Origin of the sequence: Nodosilinea sp. LEGE 06152 (assembly GCF_015207525.1) — a bacterium.
Taxonomy (GTDB): domain Bacteria; phylum Cyanobacteriota; class Cyanobacteriia; order Phormidesmidales; family Phormidesmidaceae; genus Nodosilinea.
Map to the genome: position 1 here is coordinate 35,596 of NZ_JADEWR010000023.1, position 17,768 is coordinate 53,363.

The 17,768-nt window shown below is 55.1% G+C and carries 12 protein-coding genes and 3 pseudogenes; 6 read left to right on the top strand and 9 right to left on the bottom strand.

What is annotated here, in order from left to right:
• Positions 1–311 precede the first annotated feature (311 nt).
• Positions 312–2,357 carry a LysR substrate-binding domain-containing protein gene (locus IQ265_RS24135; protein WP_194058358.1) on the top strand — a complete coding sequence of 682 codons (2,046 nt, stop codon included), beginning with the start codon at positions 312–314 and terminating at the stop codon, positions 2,355–2,357.
• A gap of 44 nt (positions 2,358–2,401) precedes the next feature.
• Here the strand turns inward: IQ265_RS24135 and IQ265_RS24140 are convergent, their stop codons facing one another.
• From IQ265_RS24140 to IQ265_RS29625, 4 genes are all read right to left on the bottom strand, one after another.
• On the bottom strand, positions 2,402–3,217 hold the full coding sequence (locus IQ265_RS24140; protein WP_194058360.1) for an ABC transporter ATP-binding protein: 816 nt from the start codon (positions 3,215–3,217) through the stop codon (positions 2,402–2,404).
• A 169-nt stretch (positions 3,218–3,386) separates the two neighbouring features.
• Positions 3,387–4,220 carry an ABC transporter permease gene (locus IQ265_RS24145; RefSeq protein WP_278002853.1) on the bottom strand — a complete coding sequence of 278 codons (834 nt, stop codon included), beginning with the start codon at positions 4,218–4,220 and terminating at the stop codon, positions 3,387–3,389.
• Positions 4,221–4,418: 198 nt separating this feature from the next.
• Positions 4,419–5,840: an ABC transporter substrate-binding protein gene (locus IQ265_RS24150; RefSeq protein ID WP_194058364.1), complete on the bottom strand. Its 1,422-nt coding sequence runs from the start codon at positions 5,838–5,840 to the stop codon at positions 4,419–4,421.
• Positions 5,841–6,333: 493 nt separating this feature from the next.
• Positions 6,334–6,465: a hypothetical protein gene (locus tag IQ265_RS29625; protein WP_255523892.1), complete on the bottom strand. Its 132-nt coding sequence runs from the start codon at positions 6,463–6,465 to the stop codon at positions 6,334–6,336.
• Between IQ265_RS29625 and IQ265_RS24155 the strand changes: the two are divergent.
• From IQ265_RS24155 to IQ265_RS24170, 4 genes and pseudogenes are all read left to right on the top strand, one after another.
• Positions 6,455–7,083: pseudogene (locus tag IQ265_RS24155) on the top strand (trypsin-like peptidase domain-containing protein); the annotation flags it as partial. The gene IQ265_RS29625 and the pseudogene IQ265_RS24155 overlap by 11 nt on opposite strands.
• A 709-nt stretch (positions 7,084–7,792) precedes the next feature.
• A complete protein-coding gene (locus tag IQ265_RS24160) occupies positions 7,793–9,010 on the top strand; it encodes a glycosyltransferase (RefSeq protein ID WP_194058366.1) in 1,218 nt (405 codons plus the stop codon).
• A 392-nt stretch (positions 9,011–9,402) separates the two neighbouring features.
• Positions 9,403–9,966 (top strand): YetF domain-containing protein, encoded by a 564-nt coding sequence (locus IQ265_RS24165; RefSeq protein WP_194058367.1) that lies wholly within the window; start codon positions 9,403–9,405, stop codon positions 9,964–9,966.
• A 170-nt stretch (positions 9,967–10,136) separates the two neighbouring features.
• The gene (locus tag IQ265_RS24170; protein WP_347405013.1) at positions 10,137–10,862 is read left to right on the top strand and encodes an alpha/beta hydrolase; all 726 of its coding nucleotides are present in this window, start codon (positions 10,137–10,139) and stop codon (positions 10,860–10,862) included.
• 133 nt (positions 10,863–10,995) lie between these two features.
• Here the strand turns inward: IQ265_RS24170 and IQ265_RS29015 are convergent.
• The 5 genes and pseudogenes from IQ265_RS29015 to IQ265_RS24190 all read right to left on the bottom strand — a co-directional run.
• A pseudogene (locus IQ265_RS29015) lies at positions 10,996–11,707 on the bottom strand (IS1 family transposase); the annotation flags it as partial.
• Between the two features lie 246 nt (positions 11,708–11,953).
• Complete coding sequence (locus tag IQ265_RS24175) at positions 11,954–13,042, bottom strand: HAMP domain-containing sensor histidine kinase (RefSeq protein ID WP_194058368.1); 1,089 nt, start codon at positions 13,040–13,042, stop codon at positions 11,954–11,956.
• On the bottom strand, positions 13,042–13,749 hold the full coding sequence (locus IQ265_RS24180; protein WP_194058369.1) for a response regulator transcription factor: 708 nt from the start codon (positions 13,747–13,749) through the stop codon (positions 13,042–13,044). The genes IQ265_RS24175 and IQ265_RS24180 overlap by 1 nt, the downstream gene beginning before the upstream one ends.
• 217 nt (positions 13,750–13,966) lie before the next feature.
• Positions 13,967–15,283, bottom strand: coding sequence for a S41 family peptidase (locus tag IQ265_RS24185; RefSeq protein ID WP_194058370.1), 1,317 nt, complete (start codon positions 15,281–15,283; stop codon positions 13,967–13,969).
• A 337-nt stretch (positions 15,284–15,620) separates the two neighbouring features.
• Entirely contained in the window at positions 15,621–15,839 is a 219-nt protein-coding gene (locus IQ265_RS24190) for a hypothetical protein (RefSeq protein WP_194058371.1), read from the bottom strand.
• A gap of 275 nt (positions 15,840–16,114) precedes the next feature.
• Between IQ265_RS24190 and IQ265_RS30285 the strand changes: the two are divergent.
• Positions 16,115–17,767: pseudogene (locus tag IQ265_RS30285) on the top strand (phosphatidylglycerol lysyltransferase domain-containing protein); the annotation flags it as partial.
• Position 17,768 lies beyond the last annotated feature (1 nt).

The following is a 17,768-nucleotide window of genomic DNA, read 5'->3' on the forward strand; positions in this document are numbered from 1 at the left end:
TAATGCTTAAGAAACGGCAACTAACCCTTGGCTTCTGGCCTTTGATATGTAGCTTAAAGGAGGCCACCAAAGCGAATCAATGGGATTTGTAGCGGTGGCTACGGTTTACCCATCACAGCCTTCTATACACTCATCAAAAAAATGAATGAGATTTAGCTGCTTGGTTCATTGGCTGTACCAAATAGATTTCAGCGATCAGATCTTGGCGTTTTAATCATGCCGAGCAGAGGCTGACAAAAAGCATAATTAAATGAAGTGAAGCGGCGATTTTTAAGCTAGTTCTAAAAAATAATTTAGGCAGGCCAATAACAATGGAAATCTACCAGCTAAAAGTATTTTTGGAGGTAGCTCGCTGTCTGAGCTTCACAGAAGCTGCCGACACATTAAATCTGACCCAGCCAGCGGTAAGTGCCAAAATCAAGTGCCTAGAATGTGAGCTTGAAACTCCCCTGTTCCGAAGGTTAGGGCGACGAATAGAGCTGACTCAGGTAGGAGAATATCTGTTAGAAGAAGGCCCCAATCTGGTGGATTTAGAAAGCCGATTGGTAGCCGAGATCGAAGAGATTAAGCAGGGCAAATTCAGCACCTTAAAAATTGGCTGTATGCCCGATATGTTGAGCAATTGGCTGCCGTCGGTGCTGTACGAATACCGCCGGGTTTATCCCGATGTGCAAACTAAATGTTTGCAGTTTGATGCCGTCGAACCGCTATATCGGGCCATTAAGACTGGTGAGGTCGATATTGGGGTCTCAGATCTGAGTTTTTCGACCTTTGATGAAATTTCAGAGGTGGCGATCGGCTCGGTTCACTATTCTCTAGTGGTGTCGAGTAGCCATCAGCTGGCCCAGCGTCCCTGGCTGAGTTTAAAGGAGTTGACTGACCAGGCTTGGGTCTTGCCGCCCGAGGGCGTTCCCGGTCGCATTGTGCTGCAAAAACGCATGCAGGAACTGGGGCTCAATCTCACCGATTTTGCCCATGTCGAAATCGTCGATGCGGCCAGTTTGATGCGCACCTATTTGCTCCAGGGTCACTACCTGGGGTTTGTCTCTGATTTTGAATTTCAAATGGAGTGTGAGACTGGGCTGCTGCGCCGCATTCCCCTAGAAGAATTTGCCCTGGGCACGCCCCTATTTTTGCTGATGGCCAAACGGCTGGGTCGCGCTCTGGGCTTGGCGGGTCAGCCCGCGGGTCGGGGCGGCCTGGGGCTAGAGCCGATTCGCCAGTTTGTAGCGATGGTGCAGGGTCAGCCCGGCGTCTCCCAGGGCAATTCTCAAGGCCCATCCATGCCTAGGCCGTTGGAGACACCGCTGGCTGTATCCGATTCACACAAAGTGCCTCGGTTCCAGGCTCCTAATTTTTTGGTGCGTTCTGGTTCCATCGGCGGCACCGACACCATCAGCCTTACCATTGGCACCCAAAACCGCACGATTCAAACCGTCACCGCTGGGCTAATTATTCAACGGCTGGGTTTGCTGGAGCATTTCTTGCCCCGCGAGGGCCGCTATAGCGGGGTGCAATATCGCCTGCGCTGGTCTGACTACGGCTCGGGGGCACCGATTGTGGCGGGGCTAGAGTCGCAGCAAATCGACATTGGCGTGCTGGGCGACTACCCACTGCTACTCAGCGCGGCCCCCTACGACAGCACGGCCCCAGCAGCGGGCACTCGCTTAATCAGCTTTGTGGCCAGCAACCTAGATGGCACCGGCAACGACATCATTGTGCCCCAGCACTCGACTCTCGACTGCATCGACGATTTGGTGGGGCGGGTGATTGCGGTGCCCTTCGGCTCGGCGGCTCACAGTATGGTAATGCGATCGCTCCACCACCGGCAGATTCTCAATGCCGTCACTCTTACCTCTAGCGACAGCGCTGGCCCCCAGCGATCGGGCCGCAGCTCTGCCCCGGTAGATGGCTATGCCTACTTCGCCCCTTTCCACGAAATTGCCCGGCACAGGGGCCAGTTTCGCCGGCTACTGCACGAAAACCTCGACGGGCTGCCCACCTTCCACGGCGTGGTGATTCGCGCCGACCTGGCCGAGCAACATCCCGAAATTGCCGTCGCTTACCTGCGATCGCTGCTGGCCGCCCAGTACTGGTACGCCACCCAGCCCATGGCCACTACGTTGGTCAGCCGCTGGGTGAATATGGACGCCGCCATTGTGGCCAAGACCCTACGCGCTAGTACCAGCGACCAGGCCGATGTGGTCTACCTACCCGAAACCCAGCTGCGCACCGACTGGCTCCAGGCCCACATTCAGCAGCTGGGTCAGATTGCTGGGCAGGAGCACCTAGGGCAAATTAACCTCGATCGCTGGATGCAGCCGGAGTTTTTGGAGCGGGCGATCGCCTCCCTGTAGCCCTGTATCTCACCCAGAATGGGCAGGGCAAACGCCGCTTGCCCCTACAGGCAACCCTCCATGCTTTTCATGGTTTCCTCGCGGATGCATTCAAACACCTGGCGGTGCAGGTTGACAAACTCCGCCGAGAGGGTGTCGTCAAAATGGCGGGGGCGGCGCAGGCCAATTGGCAGCTCGGCCTTAATGTGGCCTGGCTGCACTCCCATAATGCAGATGCGATCGGCTAGAAAGATCGCCTCTTCAATGTCGTGGGTGACAAAGATAACTGTGGTTTTTAGGTCTTCCCAGATGTCCAGCAGTAGCTCCTGCATCATGTGTCGGGTCTGGGCATCGAGGGCGGCAAAGGGTTCATCCATCAGCAGCACCGAGGGCGAGTTAACCAGCGCCCGCACGATACTGGCCCGCTGCTGCATACCACCCGACATCTGGTGCGGGTAGCTGTTGCGGTGCTTGTAGAGCCCCACCCGGTTGAGATAATCGTGGACGAGTTCGGTGCGATCGCCCTTCGCCATGCCGCGAATTTTCAGCCCCAGCTCAATGTTTTGAAACGCTGTCTTCCAGGGCAGCAGCGAATATTGCTGAAATACAAAGCCGCGATCGGCTCCCGGCCGGGTGATGGGAGCCTGATCGACCATCACGTAGCCCGCCGTCGGTTTAATAAACCCGGCAATGACGTTCAGCAGCGTCGATTTGCCGCATCCCGAAGGCCCCAGTAAACACACAAATTCCCCTGGCCTAATACTCAGCTGAATTTGATTTAGCACATGAATGTCTTGGCCCCGGTTGCGAAAGGTGACCGATAAGCCCTCTACCTGCACCGCACCCTTAACCGTTTGCCGTTGCTCAAGCTGCGTCATCATCACGTCTTAGTCGTCCTTTGAAGTAGCATCAAAATAATCTTTACCAATCACGATTTAGATTTAAGGATTGCCGTTGGGGAAAGCTGAGTTGGTGGGCATTGCCCATCCTGCAAACTACACACCGTCAAATTCAAAACTTAGAACTCAACAGTCAAAACTTTCCCAACCCTTAAACACTGCCCTGTTTCTTAATCACCCGCCAGGGCATTAGTGCCTCCATCGCTCGGCTCACGGCCCACGAACTAAAGGCTCCCATCAGGCCGATCAGCAGCATTCCCATTACAATCGGCGGGTAGTTGGAGGTGACGTAGGACTCCCAAGTGATGTAGCCAATACCGTAGCGACCCGCCAAAATTTCGGCGGTCACTAAACAAAACCAGGCGTTGCCCATGCCAATCACCAGCCCGCTGGCAATGTTTGGTAGCGACCCCGGCACCACAATATCTTTGAAAATATGCCAGGGTTTGGCTCCTAGGCACTGCCCAACCCGAATCAGCACCGTATCGCTGAGGGTACTCTCTACCCCATTGATGGTGCTAATCAGTACCGGAAAAAATGCCCCCACAAAAGTAATAAATATCATGCCGCTCTCGGCGTTGGGGAATATCAAAATGGCCAGCGGAATCCATGCCACTGCCGGAATGGGCCGCAGCAATTCTAAGGGTGGCAGCAGTAGATCTTCGGCCACAGCAAACCAGCCAATCAGAATGCCCAGTAGCACCCCCAAACCAGAAGCTGCGACATAGCCCCACAGCACTCGCCCAATGCTGGAGCGAAAATGCACCCAGGGGCTTTCGGTAAAAAAGGTCAGGGTGGCTTTAAACACCTCCACGGGGGAAGGCACAAATTGAAAATTGATAAAAAAGTCGAAGTTGATCGCGCACAATATTTGCCAAATGCCAAAAAATAGCGTTAGCGCCAGCACCCGGCGGGCTGAACGATTGGTTAAAAAGATGCCGTTTAAGGCGTTGCCTACCTGAATCAGCCAGCGCGGGTGCACCATCTGTGGAACCGAAACCGCCATGGTTTGCCTCTCAATCACATCAATAGGTGTTAACTGAAAGCCACAGTAGGGCAAGCAGATCGCGCTATTCTGTTCCCTATGACCCACACTGAGTTCCGCAAAGTGCAGCGGTAAGGCTACTCTTAGGGGAGTGAGAGCAGTTCGGTCTGCTTGCCTGTGACTAGCCAGATCTAGTCGCTAACGCTGTGCCCCCACCAGGACGGGTTTGCGATCGGCGTAGAGGTCTTGTAGGCCTCTAAAGGCCGTTATTTGACCGCCCGTAGCCGAGGCATGGGTCTGGGCATCAGCTTCGACTAAGAAGGCCGCGACCTCATCGCCATTGCTGACAAAATAGGCGTTTTCGGCAAACAGTTTCCAGCCGTTGTTGTAGTCGTGGACAAACATGACGTCTGCCGCCTGACCTTCAGCCTGCAGGGCCGACAGGGCTTTTACCATGTTCGCGATCGAAGCATAGTTGGCCACTTTCTCTTCTCCCTGCACCCAAAGCTGCGCCGCCTGTTTGGGATTTTCGATGGCTTCTCCGGTCAGAGCATCTTTGCCGGTAATTTGATAGGCTTCTGCAGTAGCAATCACTTCGTCGTAGTTCAGCCCTAGTTCTTCCATGGCTGTGCGCAGGTAGCTTTCGTCAATCCAATTGACGACTTCCTCTGGGGCCACGGGTTTTTCAATTTTGCCTAGGCTGGTTAGGGTGGCAATGCTGTTTTTCAACGCACTGATCTGTACCTCACGAATGGTTGGATCTAATGGCTGCAAACCAGAGGGGCCTAAGAACATATAGACCACTTCTTTTTCGATTCCTGACCACTCTTCGATCTGGGCGGAAATGCCTTCAGGATCGGCTCGAAACATTTGGTTAGCTTCGAGCACCGCCTTCAGATAAGCCACCACAATTTCGGGATATGCTTCGGCAAAATCAGAGCGTACGGTGATGCCGTGGAGGGTTGGAATTCCGGTTTGTGCGCCGTCAAAGATTTTTCTGGCAAACCCTCGGAATGGAAACAGTTCACCGAAGGGTACAAAGTCGGCGTGGGCATCGATTTGTCCGGTGCGAAGGCTAGAACCGCCTACTTCGGGAGCCTGGCTGATCAATTCGACGTCGGTTTCGGGATCTAACCCAGCATCGGTTAGCGCCTTGAGCACCATGCCGTGTGCTGCTGAGCCAAAGGGGACTGAAACCGTGCCGCCTTTTAAATCGGCTAAAGAGGTAGCATCGCTATCTTTGGGCACTACCACTGCGTTGCCCGCTCCATTCGGGCTGTAGGCCAGGGTACCAATGAAAACCGAGTCGGCATCGGCGGCTTCTTGCTGAAATTTGATCAAGTTAATAACGGTGGGAAAGTCACCCATCAGGCCAATGTCAATTTGATTGGCCAACATTTTATTGGTAATTGGGGGGCCAGAGGTATAGCTAGACCATTGAATATCGTAGTTTACGCCCTCATATTTACCATCGGTCGGCAAATGCTTTTCTAACAGCTCTAGCTCGCGGACTGTAGCGCCGCCTACGGCAGTATTGATAACCTGGTCTTGAGTGCCGATCGAAATTCTAATCGTTTTGCCAGAATTGCTTCCTGAACCTGTAGATTCGCTGTTAGACATATCTTCACTTGCTGAACAAGCCCCCACAAAAATGACAGAGGTTATTAGTAGTCCTGAAGCAATTCTTTTTCGAGACCAGCTTAGTAAGTGCCGCATTTTTTGCCTATCTCCAACTCATCTGAAACTCATTTATTCCATCAAGCTTAGATAGAGACTGTAAACCGAGATACATCTTTATCCACCCGGTTAGTTTACTCATAAAACTATTTTTTAGGTTCATATAATTTACTTATGAAGAGGCGAAAATAGCCAACATTCCATGGATGGCTATTTGCAATGCACAGAACTTTAATAGCGAAGCTTTCTGTAGCAATAGTTCCAGCACTTTCTTTGGCAAACGCTATAATTCGTGATTTCTTGTTCAACCTAGCTCTGTGAGAGAGGCCTTACCCCCCGTTCTACCGTTGGCTATCAGCATCTGTTCGGAGTGTTGCTAATCCAGAGAGTGCGTTTGAACTCAGTAGGCACGCTGACAGCTTTTCAACGCGAAGCTTTATCCTCCTGAATCAAGGCCCATAAGGTGTTCCATGCGCTGGAGTTTAATCTGTGACCAGGTCACTCGCTGCTTGATGAACTCGACTTCGTTGAACTGCCAGAGGCTGAGGGCTACCAGCGCGATCGCCATGGGCAACCCCCTGGGCCTCGACAGCACCGTCACCGCTGGCATCATCAGCGCCACCGGGCGATCGAGCGGCCAGTTAAGAATCCCCGACCAGCGGGTCAACTTCATTCAAACCGATGCCGCCATCAACCCCGGCAACTCCGGCGGCCCCCTGCTCAACGCCCAGGGCCAGGTGATTGGCATGAATACCGCTATCATTCAAGGGGCACAGAGCATTGGCTTTGCCATTCCGATTAATAAAGTGCAGTAGATTGCTGACCAGTTGGCTAGCCAGGGCAAAGTCGATCACGCTTACTTAAGCATTCAGCTGTTGACCCTGACGCCCGAAGTGAAACAAACCCTTAACAGCGACCCCAACAGCGGCCTCAGCGTAACTGAAGACCAGGGTGTGCTAATGGCTCGCGTCATGCCCGGCTCACCCGCTGCTAAGGCTGGTTTGCGAGCCGGGGGCGTGATTCAGCAAATCGATGGCAAGGCCGTGACCCAGGCCGATGAGGTGCAAAGCCTGGTGAAAACACTGCTGTCAACAGTCATCTGAGCCTGCAAATCAAGCGCAATGGTCAGAGCCAAACTATTGCGGTGCAGCCGGGGGTGTTTCCGGTTCAAAACAGCGCCCAGTAGCCGACAGATCTACAGCGTTGCCAATCCCTAGGCTTAGCTCAAGATCAATTTGTTGAAGAGCCTGAGGCCAAACCGCTTCAGGCTCTTCTTTGCCGTGCCGCTTTGACCGTTTACAAGTTATTCAGGCCAGACAAGACTGCTGTTGTATTTTTGTTCTCTCCTTTTGTACTCCCCGGAAAAAAGTTTCTGTCGATCGCTGGCTTACGGCCACCCGCTGTTGCCATGCCTTAACTAAGGGCAGTTGAGTATAAGTTGACACTCGCTTGACACCTTTTTGACACAAGGATTTGTGATATTAGATACTATTCCAGCAATTCCCCAAATGAATTTGAATTTTTCTGCGATTAAATATTACTTCTCCAAATACAAAAACTCAAGAAAAAGCAACTTATTTCTTATGGATAAAGTGCCGAAGAATCGCCCATTTTTACTCAAGTTAGGATTTTTGAGAATAGTCGAAGCATTTTATTGATTTTCTTAGGCTGCTTCAGCATTGATTTGACAAAGCAGACTTTCATGTCATTGGAATTAGTTCTAATAGCGTAACTACAGCTCGGAGTTAATGCATCCTAATGCATGGTTTCAGTACCACTCTAATGAACTATAGAATCGCTCAGAAACAGGGATTGAATGATGCCAACTCAAGGCATTACCTGGTCAATATTTTCTAGTTGCAACTTATAACTACTATCGAGTGTGTTTAGTCACTATGCTTAGCTTGGCTGGTATTCGTTTGGTTATTCTTCAATACGGTGGTGATTTTCGGGAAACTTATCAGCTACTTTCCCAATCTGGTAAACAGGAATATTTTGGTCATAATTATATTCTGGAAAGCACTCTTGCGATCGGCCAGCAAGTCGATGAGGTGATTTATGTATGCTGCAGAACAAATTCTAAATACAACCAGGTTTTAGAGCCTGGATTACGTGCTGTGGGCGGCAATCTTGACCCCTACAAAGATACCAATTGCCTTCTCGAGCTACTTAATCAGCAAAAACCCACCCATTTAGTTGTCCATTTCCCGCTGATCTCTGCGTTCAGGTGGGCTAAGCACAACCAGGTCAAGGCGATGGGGTTGTTCGCTGACTCATTTCAGGAGATTAAAATTTCTGCTAAGCTTCGCCATGCGCGGTTGTCACGTGTACTAAATGATAAAGCGATTGATTTGGTAGCTAACCACGGATTGAGTTCGTGTCACTCTCTAGAGCGTATTGGTGTTAAACCCAGCAAAATCATACCCTGGGACTATCCTTACGAAACTACCCCCAAAGATTTTGCTCCCAAAAGCTTGGGAGATGCACCTATCAATAATCGAAATATTGTCTATGTTGGTGCTATTTGTGATATCAAAGGGGTGGGCGATATCTTAAATGCCCTCATTGTCCTAAAGAGCGCTGGTCTAGCGCCTAGGCTAACCTTAATTGGGAAAGGGGAACTCGATTCCTTTCGAGCTGAAGTTTGTCGTCTAGGGCTCGATAACCAGGTAGTTTTAACGGGAGGATTGCTCAACGATCAGGTTTTAGAGAAGATGCGCTGGGCTGACGTGGTTGTAGTTCCCAGTCACCATGCCTACTCAGAAGGCTTGCCTCTGACGATATATGAAGCACTAACTGTTAGAACGCCTCTGATTCTTTCAGACCATCCTATGTTTTTACAAAAATTTGAGCTAGGAAAAGATGTGCTGATGTTTCCAGAAAAAGACGCCGTCTCCCTGGCTCACTGCATTAAAACCGTGCTCACCGACGCAGAGGCCTACAGCACCCTGTCCCTAAATTCTGCCGATGCCTGGGCCAGGCTACAGCTGCCCGTCAAGTGGCATGCTTTGATCTCGCAGTGGATGACAAACACCCTAGAAAGTCGTCAGTCCTTGTTTCAGCACAGCTTAGAGCGGTGCCCTTACCATCGGCAGCGGCTCATGTCTAGCTGAGTAGAAGGGGGAGTAAAGCCATGCCTGGTATTACGCTCCCCCGATTTTGTAGATAGTGATGGTGGGTGCGATGCGCTTCTAAACCACGCTCTGAGGACAGGTGGGATGGCAGTGGCAGTTAGGGTTTTCAGTGAGGGGGTCCACGGCTCTGCGGTGATAGTGCCCTGAGCAGTCACAGGCCACTCAGGGGTTAGTCTTGGGCAAGAGATAGCCGAGGGAGCGAGGGTTCAGCAGTTGGGAAAACTACAGCTTTGCGGGGTACCTCAGTCCTATAAAATTTATTACTTTCGCCCCATGAGCAACCCTGATGTTTGTAGGTGTACGGCCCTGACTAAAATGACGATGGTTCGAATTTTGCTCATTCTGGGAAGTGTAGACGCCATTGTTACGCTATGACTCTTCATGACCTGTGGATACCCGATATCTCCGTTTTCGAAAAGATTATCCGCCCCATTTTGGTCTATGGCTTTTTGGTGGTTGCCCTGAGGCTGGGGGGCAAACGAGAGCTGGGGCAGATTACCGGCTTTGACCTGGTGGTGCTACTCATGCTCTCCAACGCCGTGCAAAATGCGATTATTGGCAGCGACAACTCGGTGGCGGGAGGGCTGATTGGGGCGACGGCCTTGTTGGTAACGAATTATTTAGTGGTGCGTTTAGCCTATCGTTATCCCCGCATTGAGCGCTTGGTAGAAGGCCGACCCACCCTGCTGCTCTTAGACGGGCAGATCAAGACTGAAAACTTGGCCAGGGAACTGATTACTGAGGGAGAATTTCGCACGGTGCTGCGGCGACAGGGGTTTGAAGACCTGGCCGAGATTAAGGCGGCTATTTTAGAAACTAGCGGTAGCCTCACCGTTGAGCGGGCGACCGATTTGCCTACCCCCATAGAGGCTGAGCTACTCCAGCGCTTAGAGCGCATTGAACAGCAGCTGCAGCGGTCTCATCCACTGGCATAATTGCAGGGTCGCCTTGGCGGAGTAGGTTTGGCCTGGGCAGCACTGAGTGGTGGGCGGATCGACTGCATATCGCTTTAGAGATAGGGTATGGACCTACTGATTGGTGAACCGATGCGGGTGCGGCCTGGGGTGCAGCTCAGGTCTGCCATCGGGCCGGAACGCAACCGGCGGTGGTCTTTCTCCACGGCGGATTGGGCAATCGGTTTAACCTCAGATCGCAGTACGAGTTTGCGGTACAACAGGGCTGGGGAGCGATCGCCTACGATTTGGCGGGCCATGGCCAGTCGAGCCCCTACCCTCGCTACTCGATCGGGCGGCACTGCCGCGATCTGACCCGGCTGCTGCGCCACTGTCACATCCACCAGCCAATTTTGTTTGCCCACAGCTACGGCGTGCCCATTGCCCTGGAGTGGTGCCAGCGGCACCTCGTGGCCGGGCTGGTGCTGGTGGCGGGCGGCACCCACGACCTCGACCCCTGGTGGGAGGTACCGCTGATGCAGGGGTTGGCCTGGGGCGGTCGCCACCTGTTTCGCCTGCCCTGGATGCAGCGCGCGATCGCTCAACTATCCAGCGAGCACAGCCACCCCACCCTCGATCGCTTTACCGCCGAGAGCCCGCTGCCGGTTCACTCCTACCCCTACGACGCCCTGCGGATTTTTTGGGGCTACAACTTCTTTACTCGTCGCAGTGGCAGCTGGCGGCTGAACTATCCAGCGCTGATCATCAGCGGTGGCCATGATCCTGTGTTTACTGAGGCGATGGGGGCCGCGCTGGCGCAGCGTTTTCCGGCGGGTCGTCACCTGCACCTGGAGGCGGCGGGGCACCTGGTGATGGCCGAGTTTCCCGAGGTGGTGAATGGGGCGTTGGCTGAATTCAGGCAGGGCGCGATCGCGTAACGGTTCGCTTGATGGGCTGCAAGTAACTTTGGCAAGGCACCAAGATCTTTTGGCAGTCCGCTCCAAGCGAATTGTTAGGCTGCATCAGCCTCTACGACATTCGATAAACACGTCGTTCTCCAGCACTGGTTCGTTAAGAGGAGATGCATTGAACCCCTCTCATGCAAAGGGTTTCTTGAGTTGATAAGGAGCCAGAGCAGAGGCCTATCGCCATCGCCGGAGTAGTCCGTTTCTCCAATCCCCAGTGCGGTCGGACCCAATTGTGGATAATCCGCTGGACATCTAAGACGCGCTGTAACCCCGTCCGGGTCTTGGTATAGAAATTCTGACGCCGACGATACGCGCTACAACGCCGTCTCAGAGCCGCATTTTGGGCCTCGCTATGATTAGCCTGCACCTCTGCTATGGGACTAATGGCCGTAAAGGGATGCTCCGTCTTAATCCAAACCACACGCCGTTGGCCTTGAAACCCCTTAAGTTTCATCGCTACTTCTAAGCCTTCTCGCCAGACTTTTCGGGTGCGATAGGCATTCGAACAATTGCGGAGCGCTAGATAGACACTGGCCAAGTTCCACAACGCTTTGGCGTAGCGCTGCTCACCGTCAGTGAACCACCGAATATCAGGACAGGTTTGTGCCCACGGCCAGGCCTGCTGCGTTCCTCGCTGAAACAGCAGGTCGTCTTTAGGGCCTGCCATCGCCGAGACCCAGTAGCGACGACTGCGTTCGATAAAATGGATCGTCCATCCTTGCGAGCTAGTGGGGGGAACGGTTCTCGCCGACGCGAGTGTATACTTCATCCCCTTCTAGCGTCACCTCTCGATCTCCTGGGGCCGGGGGTGACCACTGGTTAACCTTCTGACGTGTTTGAGCAACCCTACAAGTTTCTTTTGTGGGGATTTGAAGACCCATCAGGAAATAGCCAGGCCAGGAACCCCATGCTGATAAAGAGTAACAGAGCCAGAACCAATGCCCCTGCAGGAACCGATAGCGCAACCATGGCAGATACCTCAGTGAGTTGTTCAACCTCACTGTATGAAGTAGGGATAGCTAAGCTGTGGCCGGGCTGTGTCAATCTGCCACAGCTTGGGCTCACGCCTGGGGGAGCGAGAAGCGAAAGGTGCTGCCCTGGCCCAGGGTGCTCTCGACCTCAATGTGGCCGCCTTGCAGCTCGACTAGGCGTTTGGCGATCGCCAGGCCAATGCCGGTGCCGCCCACGCTGGCGGTTTGAGCCTGGGAAGATCGCCAAAACCGCTCAAAGACGTGGGGCAGTTCTGCCGGGGCAATGCCAGTGCCGGTGTCAGTGACCGCAATCCAGACCTGGTTGCCCTGGGCCTGGGCGCTGAGGGTGATGTGCCCCTGGCGGGTGTGCTTGATGGCGTTGCCCAACAGGTTGACCAAAATTTGCTCCAGGCGATCGACATCGGCCAGCACCGGGGCAATATTGTCGTCGCACTGCCAGCCGATCTGGGGGCCGCCTTCGGCGATCTGGCTGTCAAAGCGCAGCAGCAGCTTTTCAAACAGGGGCGGGAGCGCGATCGCCCGAAGATGCAGCGGCAGTTGCCCCGCCTCGGCCTTCGAGAGCTCTTGCAGGTCATTCACCAGGCGCTCTAACCGGCGGGTTTCACGCACCAGCAGGTGGGTGGTTGCGGGGGTGAGCGGCTGTAACGCGGCCTCCGACTCCTCCAGGTAGCCCCGCACAGTGGTCAGAGGCGTTCTCAACTCGTGGGTCAAGTCTTCGATCAGCTCCCGCCGCCGCTCTTCCACATCCTGCAAACTCAGGGCCAGGCGGTTAAAACTGCGGCTCAGCCGCGCCAGTTCCGGAATCTCGCTGCGAGGCACCTGCTCAGACCAGTTGCCCGCCGCAAACTGGCGGGTAATGCGCTCCATCTCGGTCAGGGGCTGGGTGATGCGGCGAGCCACCCAGTAGCTTAGCGCCGCTGCCGTTAAACCACCGACCGCAAGCGCCAGGGCCGTGCTGCCACTCCAGGCGTTTTCAAACCCCCACAGCAGTTCGCCCCGCAGCTCGTTTACCACCCGCCCCATGGTCGCCATTTGATCCAGATGGCCCGAAAACAGGTGGTGAGATGCGGCCCGGCTGATCACCATAAAGCTGCCTAACCCCACCAGCATGACCACCAGGTGAGAGAAAAATAGCCGCCCCCGAAGCCCCACCCGCATCAGTCCTCATCCTCAAATTTGTAGCCCATGCCCACCACGGTTTTGATGAACTGGGGCTGCTTGGGGTCAAGCTCAATTTTTTTGCGCAGGCGGGCTACGTGGGTATCGACCACCCGTTCTTCGCCAAAAAAGTCGTTGCCCCAGAGTTTTTCGACCAGATAGGCCCGGCTCCAGGCCCGGCCCGGATGGCTGAGAAACGTGGCCAGCAGATCGAACTCGATGGTGGTCAGCTCTAGCTCCTGGACGCGGCCATGCACCTGCTGGGTGGCCATATGGCGGTCTAGATCGACGGTAAAGTGGGCGGTGCGGTACACCTGGCCCTGGGCTTCCTGGCGCAGGCTGCGGCGCAGCAGGGCGCGCACGCGGGCCACCAGCTCAATGGGGCTGAAGGGTTTGACCAGGTAGTCGTCGGCTCCGGTGGAAAGGCCAATTACCCGGTCAAAGTCTTCGCCCTTGGCGGTCAGCATCAAAATATAGGGGTCGTAGGTGCCCGCCGCTTTGCGAATGCGAGTACAGACCTCCAAACCGTCAATGTCCGGCAGCATCCAGTCGAGAATGACGAGCTGGGGCTGGTGGGTTTGCACCTGGCGCAGGGCATCGTTGCCGTCGTGACTGTGCAGGCAGGCAAATCCTTCCTTTTCGAGGAGCTGCCGAATAAAGCGGGCGATCTCGACCTCGTCCTCCACAATTAAGATAATTTGCGCCATGGCCTGCACCGGAGGGCTGATCGATGGTTATGAATGCCAATACCCTAGCACTGCCGGGTCGAGGGCGGGCCTGCCGCTCAGGGTTAAGGGCCAGGGCGTGTAATCAATTGTGGCTAAAAGCCTGGTATACCAAGCTTTGCCACGCCCGACCCACAAGACAGGCTAGGGGCTGTAACCCTTGATTTTTGAGCGTTTAGCAGCTAATTGATGACAGCCCCTAGCGCTGCGCCTGGGTCGAAGCTCTAGCCGCAATTGCCCCCCGCAGCTGGGCGATCGCTGTCACGTACTGGCTATCCTGCTCGGTGCCGAGGCGATCGGGGTGCATCCACAGGTCGCGCTGGTCGGCCTCGGGCGACTCAGCCACCACGTTGGGGGCAATGCCCTTATGGTTGATGTCGGCCCCTGAGGGGGTGTAGTAGTGGGCGATGGTGACATTGAGGCCCGAGCCATCGCGCAGGCGGTTGACCGACTGCACCAGGGCCTTGCCAAAGGTTTGAGTGCCCACCACCGTGGCCCGGTGGTCATCTTGCAGCGCCCCGGTGAGCACTTCGCTGGCGCTGGCCGAGTTGCCGTTGACCAGCACCACCAGTGGTTTATCGGTAATGGCGGTATGGTTGGCGCTGACCGCTTCGCTCTGGCCCGCCCGGTCTACGGTGCGCACGATCGCCCCGTCATCGAGCCACATGCGGGCGATCGCGATCGCCTGAGCTAAAATGCCTCCTGGGTTGTTGCGCAGGTCGAGCACATAGCCCTCCACCTGCTGCTCCTCCAGGCTTTTGATTGCCCGCTCCATCTGGTCGGCAGACTGGGCGTTAAACTCGTTCAGGCGCAGGTAGCCAAGGCGCTGCCCCTCGATCTCCCGCAGGGCCGAGGTCACCACTGGCAGGTCAATGCGGGCGCGGGTGAGGGTGAGCGCAAAGGGAGCCGTATCGTTGCGCTGCATCAGCAATTCCACCGTGGTGCCGGCTTCACCGCGAATCTGGCTGGCGGCGGCCTCCACCGTCATGCCCTGGGTTGAGGTGCCGTTGATCTGCAAAATGTGATCGCCTGGCTGCACGTTGGCGGCGATCGCCGGAGACCCCTCAATCGGCTGCACCACCACCAGCGCCTGGGTCTCGGGGTCCAGGGCCAGCCGCATCCCCACCCCCACCAGTTGGCCGCTGGTCTGGCTCGAAAACGCCTGAAACTCCTCCGGCGTCATAAACCGAGTGTAGGGGTCATCGAGCTTGGCCAGCATTTCCTCCAAGGCCGTGTAGGCGGCATCGGGGGAGGTGTATTCCTGCCCCAGCAACAACTGCCGCTCCTGTACCCAGTCCACCTGGTTAAAGTTGGGGTCAACATAGGAGCGATGGACAATTTGCCAGGCTTCATCTAAAACGCTCTTGGGACTGTCTTGCCAGGCGGCCCAGGCCGTGGTGGTAAGGACGGGTAGCCCGATCAAGGTCAGGCTTGAGGTGAGGGCCAGGGCTTTTTCGGCGGATGACCAGGCGGCAATTCTAGACTGTAGGGCAAAACGGCGGCGAAGTTGAGGCATGACAAGCAGCGAGTGTAGAGTAATAGCTACAGAACAGTAGGACGGTGCAACCAGGGCCTATAAGCACCGCCAAGATGCTGTGGCAGAGGGTCTACTGCCGCTGGATTAGCCCCACTCGTCTATAGATAGCCCCGAGCATAACCACCGCCTGTGGCAGACCTGTGACAAAAGCTTGACAAACCCGCAGGTGGCTAGCGCTCAACGGCAGAAGTTTGGCTACCGTCGCGCAAGCCCCTGGCTTGCCGCAGGCGAGACGCCTGCGCGACAATAGTTGAGAAATTTCTGCCATACAGTACTAGCCCAGTCTCAAGCTACAAGGCGGCTGACTATTTCCTACTTACTGCCAGGGCCCCAGTTTGGCATCCATGGCCTCGATGTAGGCCGCCTGGGGCGGGTCAATGTCGCCCAAGTAGGGATGCTCGATACGATCCTGCCTGCCCGATTCTTCAGCGGAATCTATCTCTGCCGACGCCAAAACAGGGGCGGCTAATAAGCTAAAACTAGCAGCCAAAATCGCCGTTGCAATGCGAAGTTCAGAATCATAGATGGTGCTCATCGCTAAAGTTCTCCTAAACAAGAATAGGGATGACTGTAGGGATGAGATGTGCTGCTCGGATGTTAAACCTGCGTCAATCGAGTACCACTAGCCCACGGTTGGGTGCCCACTTTTTTAACCTTGTAGCCTTGCCACTAATTTGCCACAGGTTTGCCATTGGCCTCTGCCAAAGTGAACGTGTTCCTCTTAGAACACAATGACACCATGCTGTCGTTTCAGGCGGCCTATGCTGCCCCTTAGACTGAAGTGGTTGCTTGCCAATGAGGAGACACCGTGTGATCAGCAGGCGTACCCAGCTCGGCGTTTGGTTCACAGCAGTGCTGACGGCTATGGTCGGTCTGGTCAACCTGTGGTCAGCCGTTACCCCTGGATTGCCCCATCGCATCGACTGGTTACGAGGGATTTTGCCCACTGAAGTTCGCCTTGGGGCTCATGTGTTCGCCGCCTTGAGCGGCTTCTTTTTGCTGCTGCTGGCGGCCAATCTGCTGCGGCGCAAGCGGGTAGCCTGGGGGCTGGCGGTGAGCCTACTGATAGTTTCTATCCTAAGTCACCTAATCAAAGGACTGGATTTAGAAGAAAGTCTGCTATCACTGGTGCTGCTGGGGCAACTGCTGTGGCTGCGGCCCATCTTCACCGCCCAGTCCGATCGCCCCTCGATTGTGCAGGGCTTGCGGGTGCTGGTGGGGGCACTGCTGTTTACCCTGGCCTACGGCACTCTGGGCTTTTGGGCGCTCGATCGCCACTATGCCACCCCGTTTAGCCTACCTGAGGCGGTGGGCCAGACCCTGGCCATGTTTTTTACCATCGACAATGGTGGGCTGGTGCCTACGACCCGGTTTGGGCGACATTTTGCCAACTCTATTTATATGGTGGGCGGGGTGACGCTGCTCTATGCGGCCTGGATGCTGTTTCGCCCGGTGATTTTTCGGGGGGCAGCCAGCGATGCCGAGCGAGAGCGGGCCACAGCTATTGTGGAGCAGTACGGCAGATCTTCCCTGGCCCGGTTCGCCCTGCTAGAGGATAAATCCTACTATTTCAGCCCGTCGGGGCAGACGGTGATTGCCTATGTGCCCAAGGGACGGGGGGCGATCGCTCTAGGTGATCCCATTGGGCCAGAAATCGATCGGCAGGCAGCGATCGCTGGGTTTCGAGAATTTTGCGATCGCAACGACTGGCACCCTGCCTTTTACCAGACCATGCCAGATGATCTGGAGGTCTACGAGTCTTCAGGGTTTCGCACCCTCAAAATTGGCGAAGAAGCCATTGTCGATTTGCACCATTTCACCCTGGAGGGCAAAGCTGGCCGCAACCTGCGCACGGCAGTCAACAAATTTACCAAGCAGGGCTACCGGGTGCAGTACTACGCACCCCCCGTCAGCGACGAGCTGCTGGCCGAGTTGCGGGCGATTAGCGACGACTGGCTAGAGGCCATGGAGGGGGCCGAAAAGAAGTTTTCCCTCGGCTGGTTTGACCTCGATTACCTGCGAGGTTGCAAAATTGCCGTGGTGGAAGATCCCCAGGGCATTCCGGTGGCCTTTGCCAACCTGGTGCCCGAATACCAGCTCAACGAAGCCACCATTGACCTGATGCGCCACCGTCGAGATATAGAGCACGGGGCAATGGATTTTTTGTTTGTCTCGCTGATGCAGCACAGTCAGGCCCAGGGCTACGACAGCTTCAACCTGGGCCTGGTGGCCCTCGCCGGGGTAGGTGACGATGCCAATGCCCCCCGGATTGAAAAGGGCATGCACTATCTCTACGAGCATCTCAACTCGATCTACAACTTCCAGGGCCTGCGAGCCTACAAAGACAAGTTTCATCCCCACTGGGAGCCCCGCTACTTTGCCTATCCACGCCTGGGGGAACTGCCCGATGTAGCAGTAGCCCTGGTGCGGGCCGATTCGGGCGATCGTCTGCAAGACTACTTCG

What these genes read in the sequence shown, in the direction of transcription:
- IQ265_RS24135 (WP_194058358.1), top strand. Translation starts at nt 312, where the DNA reads ATGGAAATCTACCAGCTAAAAGTATTTTTGGAGGTAGCTCGCTGTCTG.
- IQ265_RS24140 (WP_194058360.1), bottom strand. Translation starts at nt 3,217, where the DNA reads ATGATGACGCAGCTTGAGCAACGGCAAACGGTTAAGGGTGCGGTGCAG.
- IQ265_RS24145 (WP_278002853.1), bottom strand. Translation starts at nt 4,220, where the DNA reads ATGGTGCACCCGCGCTGGCTGATTCAGGTAGGCAACGCCTTAAACGGC.
- IQ265_RS24150 (WP_194058364.1), bottom strand. Translation starts at nt 5,840, where the DNA reads ATGTCTAACAGCGAATCTACAGGTTCAGGAAGCAATTCTGGCAAAACG.
- IQ265_RS29625 (WP_255523892.1), bottom strand. Translation starts at nt 6,465, where the DNA reads ATGGCGATCGCGCTGGTAGCCCTCAGCCTCTGGCAGTTCAACGAAGTC.
- IQ265_RS24160 (WP_194058366.1), top strand. Translation starts at nt 7,793, where the DNA reads ATGCTTAGCTTGGCTGGTATTCGTTTGGTTATTCTTCAATACGGTGGT.
- IQ265_RS24165 (WP_194058367.1), top strand. Translation starts at nt 9,403, where the DNA reads ATGACTCTTCATGACCTGTGGATACCCGATATCTCCGTTTTCGAAAAG.
- IQ265_RS24175 (WP_194058368.1), bottom strand. Translation starts at nt 13,042, where the DNA reads ATGCGGGTGGGGCTTCGGGGGCGGCTATTTTTCTCTCACCTGGTGGTC.
- IQ265_RS24180 (WP_194058369.1), bottom strand. Translation starts at nt 13,749, where the DNA reads ATGGCGCAAATTATCTTAATTGTGGAGGACGAGGTCGAGATCGCCCGC.
- IQ265_RS24185 (WP_194058370.1), bottom strand. Translation starts at nt 15,283, where the DNA reads ATGCCTCAACTTCGCCGCCGTTTTGCCCTACAGTCTAGAATTGCCGCC.
- IQ265_RS24190 (WP_194058371.1), bottom strand. Translation starts at nt 15,839, where the DNA reads ATGAGCACCATCTATGATTCTGAACTTCGCATTGCAACGGCGATTTTG.